The organism is Streptomyces roseifaciens, from assembly GCF_001445655.1.
GTDB classification, from domain to species: domain Bacteria; phylum Actinomycetota; class Actinomycetes; order Streptomycetales; family Streptomycetaceae; genus Streptomyces; species Streptomyces aureoversilis.
This window is the reverse complement of the sequence record NZ_LNBE01000004.1, coordinates 2,545,671-2,561,251: the sequence shown is the minus strand read 5'-3', so window position 1 is coordinate 2,561,251 and position 15,581 is coordinate 2,545,671. Positions and strand designations below refer to the sequence as shown.

The following is a 15,581-nucleotide window of genomic DNA, read 5'->3' as shown; positions in this document are numbered from 1 at the left end:
CTTGCGGGCGGCTACTGCGCCAGGCGGCGGACCGCCGCCTCGACCCGCTCGTCGGTCGCGGTGAAGGCGACCCGCACGAACCGCTCCCCGGCCTCCCCGTAGAAGACGCCGGGCGCCACCAGGATGCCGAGCTCGGCCATGGCCGCGACGGTGTCCCAGCACGGCTCGTCCCGCGTGGCCCACAGGTACAGCGACGCCTCGCTGTGCTCGATGCGGAAGCCCGCGCCCTCGAAGGCGGCCCGCAGGGCGTCGCGGCGGCGGGCGTAGCGCGCCCGCTGCTCGGTCACGTGCGCCGTGTCCCCCAGGGCCGCGACCGTGGCGGCCTGGACCGGGGCGGAGACCATCATCCCGCCGTGCTTGCGGATCTGCAGCAGCTCACCGAGGACGGCGGGGTCGCCGGCCAGGAAGGCCGCGCGGTAGCCGGCCAGGTTCGACCGCTTGGAGAGCGAGTGCACGGCGACGATGCCCTCGTAGGAGCCGCCGCAGACGTCCGGGTGCAGGACGGAGACGGGGTCGGCCTCCCAGCCCAGCTCCACGTAGCACTCGTCGCTGAAGAGCAGCACCCCGTGCTCGCGCGCCCACGCGACGGTGCGGCGCATCTCCTCGGCGGACAGGACGCGGCCGGTGGGGTTGGACGGAGAATTGAGCCAGAGCAGCTTCAGGCCCGTGGGGTCGAGCTCCGTGGGGTCGTCGTAGACGACGGGCTCGGCGCCCGCGAGGCGCGCGCCGACCTCGTAGGTCGGGTAGGCCAGGCGCGGGTAGGCGACCTTGTCGCCCGCGCCGAGGCCGAGCTGCGTCGGCAGCCAGGCCACCAGCTCCTTGGAGCCGACGATCGGCAGCACGTTGGTGTGCGCCAGGTCCCGGGCGCCCAGCCGGCGCTCCGCCCAGCCGGTCAGCGCGTCGCGCAGCGCGGGCGTGCCCCACACCGTGGGATAGCCGGGGCTGTCGGCGGCGTCGGTGAGCGCCCGCTGGATCAGCGCGGGCACCGGGTCGACGGGCGTGCCGACCGAGAGGTCCACTATTCCGCCGGGATGGGCTGCCGCTTTCGCCTTGTAGGGGGCGAGCCGGTCCCAGGGGAAGACGGGGAGGCGGGAGGAGACTGCGCTCACGGTGTTCGCTCTCTTGCTCTGGGGGTGACCGGCGATACGCCGCGGCCCCGCACGGCGGCGGCCGTACGGGGCCGGGGTGGCCGCTCGGGTCAGTGCTCCGCCGGGTTGATGTCCGCGGGCAGCGCGGCGATGAAGGGGTGGTCGCGCTCGATCAGGCCGAGCTTCGAGGCGCCACCGGGCGAACCGAGCTCGTCGAAGAACTCGACGTTCGCCTTGTAGTAGTCCTTCCACTCCTCGGGAGTGTCATCCTCGTAGAAGATCGCCTCGACGGGGCAGACCGGCTCACAGGCACCACAGTCGACACATTCGTCCGGGTGGATGTACAAGGACCGGGAACCCTCGTAGATGCAGTCGACGGGGCACTCCTCGATGCACGCCTTGTCCTTCACGTCGACACAAGGCTGCGCGATGACGTAGGTCACGCTGTCGTTCCTCCTCGGTAGGGCTCATCTCGCGCGGGAGCGCGGCGTCGTCGATGCCCACACCTAGTATCTCCGTTCCCGGGCACTTGACGAACAAGAGGGGCGAGGAGAGCTGTGGAATTCACCACGGGCGGACGGCTGGAAATCAGGATCAGTACCGCTGATGTGGGAAAAAGGGTATCCGTACGCCGTCTGAACCCTTCCGCAGGGTCTTCGGAAGGATCTTCCGAGCGGTTCACGGACACCGTCGGCACCCTCACCTCCTGGGAGGGCGGCGTGCTGCGGATCACACGGCGGACCGGAGAGATTGTCACTTTCGACGAGGCCTCGCTCGTGGCCGGCAAGGTCGTCCCCGGCCCGCCGCCCCGCCGCCGCGGCCCCGCGGCGACCGTGCGCGAGCTCCAGGAGATCGCGACCCGGGGCTGGCCGGCGCGGGAGACCGCACGGCTCGGCGCCTGGACCCTGCGCGCGGCGGGCGGCTTCACCGCCCGCGCCAACTCGGTCCTGCCCCTCGGCCCTTGCGGGCTGCCGCTGCCGGAGGCCGTGGACCGGGTGACCGCCTGGTACGCCGAGCGCTCCCTGCCCGCGCTGGTCCAGATCACCACCGGGGACCCGGAGCAGGACGCCCTCCTGGACGCCGAGCTGGCACGGCGGGGCTGGACCGAGGAGCGCCACGCCCTGATGCGGACGGCGGCGCTGGCGCCGATAGCGGATACGGGGGCGGCCACGGAGCACGTGCAGCTCTCGCGCACCCCCGACGAGGCGTGGCTGCGCGCCTACGGGCGCACGGACGGCGGCACCGAGGACGCCCTCGCCGTGCTGGGCGGCGGGCCCTCGGTGTGGTTCGCGACGGTCCCCGGGGCGCCGGACGAGGGCCCGGTGGCCGTCGGGCGGTGCGTGGTGGACGGCCGGTGGGCGGGCTTCTCGGCGGTGGCCGTCAGCCCGGAGCACCGCAGGCGCGGGCTGGCCACGCAGGTCATGGCGCGCCTCGCCGAGCAGGCGCTGAGCGAGGGCGCCTCGGCGGCGTACCTGCAGGTGGAGACGGACAACGGCGCGGCGACGGCGCTCTACGACGAGATGGGCTTCACGACGCACCACGCGTACCACTATCGCTGCGCGGAGCGCCCTTAGCGCCGATTACGGTGATCGTCTGCTCCGCCGGACCCTCGCCGTGGCGGGAGTCCGGCGGAATGCACAGTCGGCGCGACCGGCGCGCACCATGGAAGGCGGGAGGCGGAGGCACCATGAACGACACCACCGGACGGCAGCGGTTCGCGGAGGCGGCGCGCGAGGAGCGGCCCGACCTCGCGCTGCTGTGCCTGCTGATCGCCGCGGAGGCCGACCCGGAGCCGGGCGAGGAGGCGATCGACGCCGCGCAGATAGAGCTGGACCGGCTCGCCGGGCTGCTCCCCGCGCTGGGCCGGCAGGCCGCCCCCCGCCGGTGGGCGGAGGCGCTCGCGGAGCTCCTGGGCGAGCGGTGCGGCTTCCACGGCTCCCCGGCCGACTACCGGCGCCTGGAGTCCTCGCTGCTGACCGAGGTGCTCCGGCGGCGGCGCGGGCTGCCGATCCTGCTGTCCGTCGTGTGGATGGAGGTCGCGCGGCGGGCCGGGGCGCCGGTGTACGGGGTGGCGCTGCCGGGTCACTTCGTCGTCGGCTTCGGCGACCCCCTCGGCGGGCACGCCCTGGCCGACCCCTTCGACGGCGGCCGGATCCTGTCCGAGGAGGAGGCGGGGCTGCTGGTCGCGGGCGCGACGGGCACCCCGCTCGCCCCCTCGGTGTTCTCCCCCGCGGAGCCGGTGGAGATCGTGCTGCGGGTGCTGAACAACATCCGTGCCTGGGCCGCGGCCCGCCCCGAGCGCAGCGACGTCCAGCTGTGGGCCGTCGAGCTGTCCCTGCTGCTGCCCAGCCACCCGGCCAGGCTCCGCTACGAGCGCGCCGAGCTGCTCGTGGAGCGCGGCGACTTCGTGGCGGGCGCGCACGAGATGGAGGAGTACGCGGAGGTCATCGACGCGCTGGAGCCGACGGTCGCGGAGACGGTGCGCCGGCAGGCCCGGGCGGCCCGGGCGATGCTCAACTGACGGGCGCCGGGCGCGGCGCCCGCCGCCGTCCGCCCGGCCGTCACAGCCAGCCCTTGTCCCGCGCGATCCGCACCGCCTCGGCGCGGTTGCGGGCGCCCGTCTTCTGGATGGCCGTCGAGAGGTAGTTGCGGACGGTCCCGTTCGACAGGTGCAACGCTCTGGCCAGCTCCGCGTTGGTCGACCCGTCGGCGGAGGCCCGCAGCACCGCCCGCTCGCGGTCGGTCAGCGGATTGGCGCCCTCCGCGAGGGCCGCCGCCGCGAGGGTGGGGTCGATGACGCGCTCGCCGCGCAGCACCCTGCGCAGGGCGTCCGCGAGCTGGGCCGCGGGCGCGTCCTTGACGAGGAAGGCCTCCGCGCCGGACTCCATGGCCCGGCGCATGTAGCCCGGGCGCCCGAACGTCGTGAGGATCACGACCTTGAGGGCCGGCAGCTCGCGGCGGACCAGGGCGGCCGCGTCGAGCCCCGTCATCCCGGGCATCTCGATGTCGAGCAGGACCACGTCCAGGTCGTGGGCGCGGGCGGCGTCGAGGACTTCGTCGCCCCGGGCGACCTGGGCGACGACCTCGATGTCGTCCTCGAGCCCGAGCAGCGCCGCCAGCGCCTCCCTGACCATGGACTGGTCCTCCGCGAGGAGGACTCTGATGATGCGTCGGCCGGCCGGATCGGCAAGGTGGTGCTGGTCTGTCACGACGACAGCGTAGGCCGCTCCGGGGCGAGGCTGCGCGAGAGAGGGACGAATGCGCGCAGGCGGAAGCCGCCTCGCGGGCCCGGGCCGGTCTCCAGGCGGCCGTCGGCGAGGTGGAGCCGCTCGGACAGGCCCGTCAGGCCGTTGCCCGGAGGGCCGCCCTGGGGGCCGCGGCCGTTGTCGCCGACGGTCAGGCAGAGCTCGTCGCCCTCCTCGGTCAGCGTGATCTCGCAGCGCTGTGCGGCGCTGTGCCGCACCACGTTGGTCACCGCCTCCCGCAGCGCCCAGGCCAGCGCGCCCTCCTCGTCGGGCGGCAGGTCGGGATGGTCGGTGGCGGCGCGGGCGAGGTCGGCGGCGATGCCGGCCGCGGCCAGGGCCGTCCGGGCACCGGCCAGCTCGGCCTCCAGCGTGGGGCGGCGGAAGCCGCTCACCGCCTCCCGGACGTCCACCAGGGCCTGGCGGCTGACCCGTTCGATGTCGGCGACCTGCCGGGCCGCCTGCTCGGGCCGGTCCGGGAGCATCCGCCCGGCCAGCTCGCTCTTGAGCGTGATGAGGGACAGGGAGTGCCCGAGGAGGTCGTGCAGGTCGCGGGCGAGGCGCAGCCGCTCCTCGTTGGCGGCGAGGTGGGCGACCGTGGCGCGCGCCTCGCGCAGCGCGCGGGTCGTCATCGCCATCTGACGCACCCCCACCATCGCGAAGCCGCCGAGCAGCGCCGGGACGACGAGGGCGGCCAGGTATTCGGGGGCGCCCGGCGTCATCGCACCGAGTCCCGCCAGTACCCCCGTGACCAGCGGAATCATGATGCGGGACAGCTTCGTCGGCAGGACCGCGCCGGAGGCGACGCAGACGTAGACGAAGAGGACGAGCCAGGCGCCCCCGAGTGTGAGGGACAGCACGACCGCGACGGTCAGCAGCGCGGCGAGCGCGCCGAGCACGCGGGCGCGCTCCAGGGGACGGGACGTGTGACGGAAGACCAGGGCGAGGTAGCCGGCGACGAAGACCGCGAGGCCGCAGCCGCCGAAGACGTCGCCGGTCAGGGTGTGGTGGTCGCCGAGGACGTCCTCGACGGGGGCCGCCATGTAGGCGAACCAGATGGCGATCCAGATGAGCTTGATGATCACCTGGCGGCGGTTGTCGGGCTCCATGCCGATGCCGATGGTGTACGACGGGTCGTCATGGACCTCCATGGCGGCTCGCCATGGGTTCCGGCGCCGCGGTCGTGCTGCCATGTCCTGCCTGTCTTCCTGGTCTTCCGGCGTCCGCTCAGGACTTGCGGGTGTCCTTGCGGTACAGCCAGGCTGCCATGCCGGCGAACAGCACGAGGTAGACCGCGAGGAGCGCCACGTGCTTGGCCTCGGGGGCGTTCGCCTGCTCGATCGACCGGCCGAGACCTGCGTACGCGTAGGTGGGCGTCCACTCCGCGACCTTCTGCAGCCACGTGGGGAAGGTGGTGGTCGGCATCCACAGGCCGCCGAGCATCGACAGCGCGAAGTAGATGATCATCGTAATGGGGCGGACGGCGTCGCCCGTGGCGAGGTAGCCGACGGCCACGCCGAGCGCGGCGAAGACGATGCTGCCCGCCCAGATCGCGCCGACGAGCGCGAACCACTGCCAGGCGGCGCCCATCCGGACGTCCTTGACGAGCACGGCGACCAGGAAGACCACCAGGATCGAGGGGAGCGAGACCACGGCGGCGGAGGCGACCTTCGCCGTCACGTAGCCGCGGCCGGGCAGGGCGGTCAGGCGCAGCTGGCGCACCCAGCCCTTCTCGCGCTCCTTGGCGATCCGCTCGCTGTTGCCCACGAGGACGGCGGTGATCGCGCCGAAGGAGGCCATGGAGACCATCATCAGCAGCGGCAGGGTCAGCCCGGTGCCCCCGACGATCTCGGTGGTGCTCGCGCCGCCCGCGATCATCAGATAGAGGGCGGCGGGGTAGATCACCGAGAAGAACATGAACTTCTTGTTGCGCAGGGTGCGCGCGATCTCGAGCTTGATCAGGGTGTTCATCAGACTGCGCCTCGCGAAACGGATCCGAGCACTGCGGTGGGGCTGTGGTTGCGGCCGGGGGTCCGGGGGTCGTCCCCCGAGGAGATCAGCACAGGGCCGCCTCCTCGGCTGTGGCAGCGTCGGTGATGGCGATGAAGGCCTGCTCCAGGCCGAGCCCCGCGACCTCCAGGTTGCGCGGGTAGAGGCCGAGCCCGTAGACGGCGTGGACCGTGGCGTCCGCGTCGTGCGACTGGATGCGCACCGTGCGGCCGGATATCTCCAGGGAGGACAGGAACGGCAGCTCGCGCAGGGCGGCTTCGCCGATGTGCCCGTCCAGGTCGAAGACGATGCGGCGGGCCCCGGCCTTCGCCTTGATCTCGGCGGCCGAGCCGTCCGCGAGGACCCGCCCGCGGTGCAGCACGATCACGCGGTCGGCGATGGCGTCGGCCTCTTCGAGGTAGTGCGTGGCGAAGAGGATGGCGCGCCCGGCCTGGGCCTGCTGGCGCATGACGCCCCAGAACGCCTGGCGGGCGGAGACGTCCATGCCGGTCGTGGGCTCGTCCAGCACGATGAGCTCGTTGGCGCCGGCCGTCGCGAGCGCGAACCGCACCCGCTGCTCCTGGCCGCCGGAGAGCTTGTTGACCTGGCGGTCGGCTATCTCGGTGAGATCGGCGGCGGCGAGCACCTGGTCGACGGGGTGGCGACGGGGGTGCAGATCACAGCCGAGCTTCACGATCTCGCGGACGGTCACGTCCTCCATCAGGCCGCCGGACTGCAGCATCGCGCCGACCTTGCCCTGGGCGACGGCCTGCTGCGGGCTGGTGCCGAAGAGCTCGACCCGGCCCGCGTCGGGGTTCCTCAGGCCGAGGAGGAGGTCGAGGGTGGAGGACTTGCCGGCGCCGTTGGGGCCGAGCAGGGCGACGGTCTCGCCCGGGTACAGCTGCAGGTCCAGATCGGCTACGGCACGCACCGCGCCGTAGCTTTTGCTGACGTTCTCGAAACTGACCACGGGAGCGCCGGTGCGGCGCCCGTCCCCCGTGTACGTGACTGCTGTGGTGGTCATGTCCACCATCCTGTCCCGCCGGCGGGGGTCCGCGGCAGTGTCAGCCGTACGGTCCTGGCGATGACAGATGTCATGGGTGCCCCGACGGGAGCGAGCCCCCGCGCCACGGGGGCGCGGGGGCTCGCACGGCCTGTCGGCCGGCCGGACGGGCGGGCCGTCAGCCGAGCGGGATGGTCCCGATCCGCTCGGCGGGCGTCTTGCCCATGAGCGCCTTGCGCAGCGCACCGACCACGTCCTGCGGAGTGACCTCCGTCTTGCTGCCGTTGCCGCGCTGGATGAGGACGCCCTTGAACTTGGTGCCGTACAGCTCCTTGAGCGCTTCGAGGTCGTAGTTCTCGACGAGCTTGCCGTTGATCTCCTTGACGGAGAGGATCTGCGGCAGCGAGCGCTCCGGGCCGAACTGGATGCTGTGCACCGCGTCCGTGCGCACCGTGACCAGACCGGACATCGCGGGCTTCGCGAACTCCTTCATCATCCGGTCGACCTCGGCGTTGCTCACCTTCGGCTGCTGGCTCGCGCTCGGCAGCGTCACCGTGGCCTCCTGGCCCGTGGCGGCACGGTCCTTGTACGCCTTGGCGACGGCGTCGACGCCCTTGTCGCCGTCGATGCCCTCGTACGGCTTGCCGTAGACCGGCACGGCCTTGCCCGGCTCGAACTTGATCGTGCCGTCCTTGGCCGCGCCCGACTCGCCCGCGAGCGTCTTGAGCGCGTCCGCGATCTTCTCCTCGTCGGCGACGATCACGGGCTCGGCCTTGCGGGTGCCGCCGATGAGCGAGGGGATGACGGTCAGCGGGTTGTAGTCCCGCCCGGCCGCCGCGCGCACCGTGGCCTGGGTGTCGATGGACAGACCCGCCACGGACGGCTTGAGCTCCGCCTCCTTGCCGCCGATGGAGACCTTCAGCGGCTTCGTCGCCCGGTCGCCGAGCGCGGAGTCGAGCTTCTGGACGGCCTGCTCCTTGGAGGAGCCGCCGATGTTCACCCCGAGCACGGTGGTGCCGTTCGGCACGTCCGCGTGGTCGAGCAGCAGCCCGGCGCCGTAGGCGACACCGGCCAGGCCGACGACCGCGCCGCCCAGCAGCACGAGCTTGGAGCGGCCCTTCTTCTTCGGCTTGGACTTCGCGGGCGCGCTCTTCGCGGCGCCCTTGGGAGCCGCACCCTTGGGAGCCGCGCCCTTGGCCGGGGGCGGCGGGACGGCCGGTCCGGCGCCGGGGCCCGGCACCTTGGGCTTGGGCACGGCGATGCGCGGCGCACCGCTGTCCACGGGCTTCCTGGGCTGCGCGGCGCCGCCCGGGCCGGGCGGCGGCACGGCGGGCACACCGCTGACGAGCGTCGCGCCACCGGCCTGGGCGCCGGCCGCGGGGGCCTGGGGGCCGCCCTTCCTGCCGCCCTTGCCCTTGGCTCCCTTGCCGCCCTTGGGCGCCTGGGGTGCCTTGCCGGGAGCCGCCGGCGGGGCGCCTGCAGCGGACTGCGCGCCGACGGGCGGCGCGGGCACGCGGGGCACGCCCTCGTGCGGGGTGTCCGTACGCCCGATGCCGCCTCCGGCGGGGGCGAACGGCGCCGCGGTGCCCTGGCCCATGGCGGGCGCGGGGAACTGCTGCGTGCTCTCCGGCTCGGTCCACTGCGTGCTGGTGCTCGGCGGCGTGCCCGGGGCCTGCATGATGCCCATGGGGCCGGTGTTCACCGGGTCGTCGGGCCAGGGCGCGCCGTTGCCGGCGCCCGGGGCGGGCGGCTGCGGCATCGAACCGGTCGTCTGCGGGTCACCCGGCCACGGCGTGGAGGCCGTGGTGGAGGGGCCGGCCGGCCAGTCGTCCACGGGTGCGGCGGGAGCGGGGGAGGCCGACGGGCCGCCCGGCCAGTCGTCCTGCGCACCGCGCCGCTGCGCCCTGCCACCACCGGCCGCACCGCCGGGCACGCCCGCACCGCCGGGCACGCCCGCACCACCGGGCACACCGGCGCCCGGAATGTCGTTCATGCCTGCGTTCATACCCGGGTTCGCGCCCGGGTTCACGCCTGCGTCCCACGACGTCGCACCCGTGGCCGAGGAACCGCCGGGCCAGTCGTCCTGCGCACCGCGCCGCTGCGCCGCGCCCGCCTGGGGGGTGCCGCCCATCGTGGTGTCGCGCTGCCAACCGTTGCCCGGGGCGGGCGGCTGGGGCGCCGAACCGGTCGTCTGCGCGTCGCCGGGCCACGACGTACCGCCCGCGACCGGGCCCATGGCCGGGCCCGCGGCGGCAGGAGCCTGCGGGGCGTTGCGCGGACCGGAGTGCTGCGGGGCACCGGAGGCCGGCGCACCGCCCTGCGGCGCGCCCGCACCGGGAGCGCCGCCCTGGGCCGCGGACCGGCGGGCCGCCGCGCTCCCCGAGGGGGCGGGGCCGCCGGACTTGCGCGGGGCGAACCAGTCGCTGGCCTTCTCGCCCTTGGCGCCCTGCTCCTTGTCGCCGGAGCGGTCCTGCGGCTTGCGGCCGGGAGGCGTCGTGGGGGCGGGGCGGCGCGGCAGTTCGGCCTTGCGCTCGCCCGCCGGGGCGCCGCCGCCGGCCGGCGCGGCCGGCTTGGCGGGCGCGCTCGCGGGCGCGGCCTCGCCGTCGACGGGGGTGCGCATGATGACCGGCGGGATGGGCCGCGATCCCGGGATGTTGATACGGATCCGCGTCGTCAGCGTGGTCTCGGTCTTGGGCTCTTCGGGCCTGGAGGCCGCGGCCGCGCGGGCCTGCTCCTCACTGCCGTACGGAGGGGTCCCGGACGGGTAGGCGGCGCCACCGCGCCCCTGGGGCCCGGAGGACGAACTGTCAGATTCACGGCTCAAAGCAGGTTCTCCCGGTTAGCTCCGCCGCCCGTCATGACCTCGCTCGGGCGGCTCGGCGGCGCGCACCACCATACTGGGCACCGCGCACACGCACTTGACGACCGCCGGTTCGCACCGGCGGGCGGGAGCGCGCTGCGTGGCCGCGCGCCGTCGGCCCGTCACGGGACAAGTCCGGCAGATACCGGATGACCTGCTAGGGAGCCGAACGACACTCAGGCAGAAATCGTCACGTCACTTGCCAAGTCGGACCGAAGGTCCGTCCGGTTGCGGCAGTTTCGGGACAGTGGCGCACATCACAGCCAGCGCCATCCCGCCCAGCAGGAAGACGTACGCGCCGATTCCGGCGCCGAAGAAGAAGTCGCCCTCGGGGCGGGACGAGGTCATCAGGAGCACCGCGAGGAGCCAGCCGCCGCCCGCCACCGCACCGCCGGCGCGGGTGCCGGTCGCGGTCACCGCGCCGTAGCTGAGGCCCGCGACGGCGAGCAGGGCCAGCGACAGGCCGCCGGGGAACCAGCCGCCCTGGGTGAGCGCTCCGGCGAAGCCGGTCGCGGCGCCGAGGACGAAGAGGCCGGCGAACGCGGCGATGCGCCCGGCGCTCAGGGGGGCGGTCATCCCGTTCACGCGTCCACCCCGGCGAACAGGTCGTCCTCGCGGGGGCCCGCGGCCCGGCCGCGGACCAGCTTGTAGTACTCGTCGGCGAGGATCGGCTGGCCCAGGTCGTTGGAGAGCGCGAAGAACGGGCCGTCCACGGCGATCTGGGTGGCATGGGCACGCATCGCCGCGGCCTTGGCCTCCGCGTGACCGGCGGTCGCGATCGCGGCCGTCACCTCGTCGTCGGGGACGACGCCCGGCACGTCGGCCGGGGAGGCGATGCCCGGGAAGGGGATCTCGCGGCCCGCGGCGCGCAGCCGGGCGAAGCCCTCCTCCACGACGGACAGCGGCACGCAGTTCCAGTAGACCTTCGCGATCTCGTGGGGGTCGCCGAGGTCGCGCCGGAAGGCCGGCTCGCCGGCGAGCTCCGCGGCGCGCATCGCGACCCGGTGCGCCTGGATGTGGTCCGGGTGGCCGTAGCCGCCGTTCGGGTCGTAGGTGACGAGCACCTGCGGACGGACCTCGCGAATCACCTCAACGAGGGATGCGGCGGCCTCGTCCACGTCCGCCCGCCAGAAGCACTCGGGGTGGTCGTTCTGCGGCGCGCCCATCATTCCCGAGTCCCGGTAGCGCCCGGCGCCGCCGAGGAGGCGGTGGTCGGTGACGCCGAGCTCCTTCATGGCGGCCGAGAGCTCGCCGGCGCGGAACGGCCCGAGGGCGTCCTCCCGGTCGGCGGCGAGGTGGGCCAGATCGGCCGGGATCACCTCGCCCTCCTCGCCGAGCGTGCAGGTCACGAGCGTGACGTGGGCCCCTTCGGCCGCGTACTTGGCCATGGTCGCGCCATTGTTGATGGATTCGTCGTCCGGGTGCGCGTGCACCAGGAGGAGCCGGCGGCCCGGCAGGAAGGAGCTGTCGGTCATGGGACCAGCCTACGAGTCCTGCGGGCCCGGCGGACCCCCGCCCGCGGACCCGTGGCGGACGCCCTCAGAACTTGATGTTGCTGATCACGTCGGTGGCGCTCTTGGTCACCTGGTGGATCGTCGGCCCGAGGGACGAGCTCGCCAGATAGAAGCCCAGCAGGACACAGACCGCTGCGTGACCGGCCTTCAGCCCTGACTTCCGGCACAGCATGAAGACGACGATCGCCAGCAGCACCACCGCCGAAATCGAGAGTGCCACGGCGGTTCACCTCCAGTAAACGCGCGGTTGGACGGATGACACACGACGGACAAGCGACGTACAAAAACGACGAAACGCCGAACGGGCAGGCCGAACGGGGTGGAGCGGTTGTCACGCGAAACTCATCGGCTATGCGTCCGTGATCATAACTTTCCAGAGCGTGACCCAGCACTGGGTGCATGGGGGCAATTCCGGGGCGCACGGCGGATTCTCGCCGCCTCGCCGTAGGCTCGGCGGCATGACCGGACAAGTCTCGTTCCCGCGACAGTACGCCCGTACGCAGCGCTTCTCGCTCGGCGCGCCGCGCTCGTTCACCGTGTCACCCGACGGCTCGCGTGTCGTCTTCATCCGCTCGCGTTCCGGCACCGACCGCTCGGGCGTGTTGTGGGTCCTCGACCCCGCCACGGGAGGGGAGTTCCCCGCCGCCGACCCGGCCGTCCTGCTGGCCGGGGCGGGAGAGGAGCTGTCGGCCGAGGAGAAGGCCCGGCGCGAACGGCTGCGCGAGGGTTCGGCGGGCGTCGTCGGCTACGCCGTGGACAGCGCGGCGGAGTTGGCGGCGTTCCCCCTGTCGGGCCGGCTGTTCGTGGCGGAGCTGCGCGGCGGCACCGCCCGTGAACTGCCCGTTCCCGGTCCGGTCGCCGACCCGCGCCCCTCCCCCGACGGCCGCCGGGTCGCCTATGTCGCGGGCGGCGCGCTGCGCGTGGTGGACGTGGAGCCGGCGCCGGGCGAGGCCTCCGGCGCGGGTGCGGACCGGGCCCTGGCCGAGCCGGACGGGCCCACGGTGACCTGGGGGCTCGCGGAGTTCGTGGCGGCCGAGGAGATGGACCGCCACCGCGGCTTCTGGTGGGCCCCGGACGGGGAGTCCCTGCTGGCCGCGCGGGTGGACGACGCCCCCGTGCAGCGCTGGTGGATCGCCGACCCGGCCAACCCCGGCAGCCGGCCCGCGGAGGTGGGCTACCCGGCGGCGGGCACGCCGAACGCCGAGGTGACGCTCTCGCTGCTGGGCCTGGACGGGACCCGCACGGACGTCCGGTGGGACCGCGAGCGCCACCCGTACCTCGCGCGCGTGCACTGGTCGGCGGGCGGGCCCCCGCTGCTGCTGGTGCAGAGCCGCGACCAGCGCCACCAGGCGTATCTCACCGTGGACACCGGGACGGGCGCCACGAGCGTGCTCCACGAAGAGCAGGACGCAAAGTGGCTTGAATTGTTCCCCGGTGTTCCCGCCTGGTCACCCGACGGGCGCCTGGTGCGCATCTCCGACGAGGACGGCTCCCGGGCCCTGGTGGTCGGCGACCGCACGCTGACCGGAAGCGGGCTGCACCTGCGGGCCGTGCTCGACATCGGCGACGACGACGTGCTGGTCTCCGCATCCGCCGGGGCCGGCGCGGAGGAGCCCGGGACCGGGGAGACGCACGTCTACCGGGTGAGTGAGCAGGGCGTGGAGCGCGTCTCGCAGGAGCGCGGCTGGCACTCGGCCGTGCGCTCGGGGGCGGTCACCGTCCTGGTGTCCGCGGTACCGGAGCGCGCCGGGGCCACCTTCCGGGTCCTGCGCGACGGCGCGGAGGCGACCGGCGTGACCTCGTATGCCGAAGCGCCGGTGCTCACCTCGCGCGCACGGCTCACCGAGGCGGGCGCGCGCCGGATCCCGTGCGCCGTACTCCTTCCGACGGGCTACACGGAGGGCGACGGGCCGCTTCCGGTCCTCATGGACCCCTACGGCGGTCCGCACGGCCCGCGCGTGGTCGCCGGGCACAACGCCCACCTGACCTCGCAGTGGTTCGCCGACCAGGGCTTCGCCGTGGTGGTCGCCGACGGCCGGGGCACCCCGCACCGCTCCCCCGCCTGGGAGAAGGCGATCCACGAGGACTTCGCCGGCGTCACCCTGGACGACCAGGTCGAGGCCCTGCAGGCGCTGGCCGCGGACTTCCCCCTGGACCTGGGCCGGGTGGGCATCCGCGGCTGGTCCTACGGCGGCTACCTCGCGGCGCTCGCCGTGCTGCGCCGCCCGGACGTCTTCCACGCGGCCGTCGCGGGCGCCCCGGTGACCGACTGGCGGCTGTACGACACGCACTACACCGAGCGCTACCTCGGCCTCCCGGACGAGAAGCCGAAGGTGTACGCCCACAACTCGCTGGTCACCGACGACGGGCTGGCGGAGGCGGCCGGGCCGGTCCGGCCGCTGATGATCGTCCACGGGCTGGCGGACGACAACGTGGTCGCGGCGCACACCCTGCGGCTGTCCTCGGCGCTGCTGGCGGCGGGCCGGCCGCACGAGGTGCTGCCGCTGTCCGGCGTGACGCACATGACCCCGCAGGAGCAGGTCGCGGAGAACCTCCTGCTGCTCCAAGTCGACTTCCTGAAGAAGTCCCTGGGCATGGCCCGACGCACGGCCTGACCCTTCGCTCCCGCGCCCGCGGGGGCTGCGCGCGCGGCGTGCCCGGCACCCGGCCCGGCACGCCGCGTCAAGCACGCCGCGTCGTCGATACGTCGTCGATCCGCTCAACGTTCGCTCAAGAAGCGCCGCCCGCCCCCTCTTGGTCGGCAGCCCCCTTGACTGCGCCGTGAATCCGTTGCGAAAGTCCGCTCAACCCACTGCGCGCTCCGTGCGTCCGCGGTGGGTTCGACGACGACAGTGCGGGGGATTACGCGATGACGAGTTCCTCCCCGGCCCCGGTGGCGCATCCGGAACCGGTCGGCAGATCACCCGGACAGCTGATGCGGCGGCGCTTCAAACGCGACCGTCCGGGTGTCGTCTCCGCCTACGTGGTGACGTTCTTCTTCCTCGTCGCGCTGGCGGCGCCGCTGATCTCGAAGCTCTACGGCAGGAATCCGACGGAGACCTACGGGCTGAACGAGCCTGGCCTGCTCAACGAGTTCGGCTATCCGGTGAAGCCCAACGGGGGGATTTCGGGGAGCTTCTGGTTCGGCATCGAACCCACCCTCGGCCGGGACGTCCTGACCCAGCTGGTCTACGGAATCCGTACGTCCTTGCTCATCGCCGCGGCCGCCACGGTCCTGTGCGTGCTGACCGGCGTGCTCATCGGGGTGACGGCCGGATATCTGGGCGGCCGGACCGATTATCTGCTCGGCCGTTTCATCGACTTGCTGCTGGCCTTCCCGAGCCAGCTGTCGTTCATCGCCTTCACGCCGGTCGTCTACGCGCTCTTCGTGAGCCCGGAGAAGGAGACCCCGACCTATCTGCGCGTGCTGACGCTGATTCTGGTGCTGTGGGTGCTGGGCTGGATGGGGCTGGCGCGGCTGCTGCGCGGGCAGGTGCTGAGCCTGCGGGAACGGGAGTTCGTCGAGGCGGCGCGGGTCACCGGTGCGTCGCCCTGGCGGATCATCACCAAGGAGCTGCTGCCCAACCTCTGGACGCCCATCCTGGTGCAGTCGACGCTGATGCTGCCCAGCTTCGTGACCATCGAGGCCGGGCTGTCCTTCATCGGCGTCGGCATCGTGGAGCCCACGCCGGACTGGGGCCGGATGTTCGCCAACGGCGCCCACTACTACGAGAGCGACATCACCTACATCTTCTTCCCCGGCCTCGCGATGATCGTTTTCGTGGTCGCCTTCAACCTGCTCGGGGACTCGGTCCGGGACGCCTTCGACCCGCGGACCGGACGCTGAGGACGTGCACACAGGAACCGCCGACGACGGACAGGCAG

At 73.4% G+C, this 15,581-nt stretch carries 14 protein-coding genes; 4 read left to right on the top strand and 10 right to left on the bottom strand.

Going from position 1 to position 15,581, the window contains the following annotated elements:
* Positions 1-11: 11 nt before the first annotated feature.
* Positions 12-1,109 (bottom strand): succinyldiaminopimelate transaminase, encoded by a 1,098-nt coding sequence (gene dapC / locus AS857_RS28705; protein WP_058046092.1) that lies wholly within the window; start codon positions 1,107-1,109, stop codon positions 12-14.
* 89 nt (positions 1,110-1,198) lie between these two features.
* Positions 1,199-1,531, bottom strand: a complete 333-nt coding sequence (gene fdxA / locus AS857_RS28700; protein ID WP_058046091.1) for a ferredoxin — start codon at positions 1,529-1,531, stop codon at positions 1,199-1,201.
* Between the two features lie 114 nt (positions 1,532-1,645).
* On the opposite strand from fdxA, the gene AS857_RS28695 reads away from it, so the two are divergent.
* Positions 1,646-2,662, top strand: a complete 1,017-nt coding sequence (locus AS857_RS28695; RefSeq protein WP_079110696.1) for a GNAT family N-acetyltransferase — start codon at positions 1,646-1,648, stop codon at positions 2,660-2,662.
* A gap of 113 nt (positions 2,663-2,775) precedes the next feature.
* On the top strand, positions 2,776-3,609 hold the full coding sequence (locus AS857_RS28690) for a transglutaminase-like and tetratricopeptide repeat-containing protein (protein ID WP_058046089.1): 834 nt from the start codon (positions 2,776-2,778) through the stop codon (positions 3,607-3,609).
* Positions 3,610-3,649: 40 nt separating this feature from the next.
* Here the strand turns inward: AS857_RS28690 and AS857_RS28685 are convergent, their stop codons facing one another.
* The 8 genes from AS857_RS28685 to AS857_RS28650 form a co-directional block, all read right to left on the bottom strand.
* A complete protein-coding gene (locus AS857_RS28685) occupies positions 3,650-4,255 on the bottom strand; it encodes a response regulator transcription factor (protein ID WP_079110861.1) in 606 nt (201 codons plus the stop codon).
* Between the two features lie 38 nt (positions 4,256-4,293).
* On the bottom strand, positions 4,294-5,481 hold the full coding sequence (locus tag AS857_RS28680; protein ID WP_058046088.1) for a histidine kinase: 1,188 nt from the start codon (positions 5,479-5,481) through the stop codon (positions 4,294-4,296).
* 76 nt (positions 5,482-5,557) lie between these two features.
* The gene (locus tag AS857_RS28675; protein WP_107105675.1) at positions 5,558-6,301 is read right to left on the bottom strand and encodes an ABC transporter permease; all 744 of its coding nucleotides are present in this window, start codon (positions 6,299-6,301) and stop codon (positions 5,558-5,560) included.
* Positions 6,302-6,386: 85 nt separating this feature from the next.
* Positions 6,387-7,343: an ABC transporter ATP-binding protein gene (locus AS857_RS28670; protein WP_058046086.1), complete on the bottom strand. Its 957-nt coding sequence runs from the start codon at positions 7,341-7,343 to the stop codon at positions 6,387-6,389.
* A gap of 157 nt (positions 7,344-7,500) precedes the next feature.
* Positions 7,501-10,146 (bottom strand): hypothetical protein, encoded by a 2,646-nt coding sequence (locus tag AS857_RS28665; RefSeq protein WP_079110694.1) that lies wholly within the window; start codon positions 10,144-10,146, stop codon positions 7,501-7,503.
* Between the two features lie 231 nt (positions 10,147-10,377).
* A complete protein-coding gene (locus tag AS857_RS28660) occupies positions 10,378-10,758 on the bottom strand; it encodes a DUF6113 family protein (protein WP_058046084.1) in 381 nt (126 codons plus the stop codon).
* A gap of 5 nt (positions 10,759-10,763) precedes the next feature.
* Positions 10,764-11,657: an N-acetyl-1-D-myo-inositol-2-amino-2-deoxy-alpha-D-glucopyranoside deacetylase gene (gene mshB, locus AS857_RS28655; RefSeq protein WP_058046083.1), complete on the bottom strand. Its 894-nt coding sequence runs from the start codon at positions 11,655-11,657 to the stop codon at positions 10,764-10,766.
* 64 nt (positions 11,658-11,721) lie between these two features.
* Positions 11,722-11,916 (bottom strand): hypothetical protein, encoded by a 195-nt coding sequence (locus tag AS857_RS28650; protein WP_030366139.1) that lies wholly within the window; start codon positions 11,914-11,916, stop codon positions 11,722-11,724.
* A gap of 238 nt (positions 11,917-12,154) precedes the next feature.
* On the opposite strand from AS857_RS28650, the gene AS857_RS28645 reads away from it, so the two are divergent.
* On the top strand, positions 12,155-14,311 hold the full coding sequence (locus tag AS857_RS28645) for a S9 family peptidase (RefSeq protein WP_058046082.1): 2,157 nt from the start codon (positions 12,155-12,157) through the stop codon (positions 14,309-14,311).
* Positions 14,312-14,565: 254 nt separating this feature from the next.
* Positions 14,566-15,543 (top strand): ABC transporter permease, encoded by a 978-nt coding sequence (locus AS857_RS28640; RefSeq protein WP_079110693.1) that lies wholly within the window; start codon positions 14,566-14,568, stop codon positions 15,541-15,543.
* The last annotated feature ends 38 nt before the right edge of the window (positions 15,544-15,581 follow it).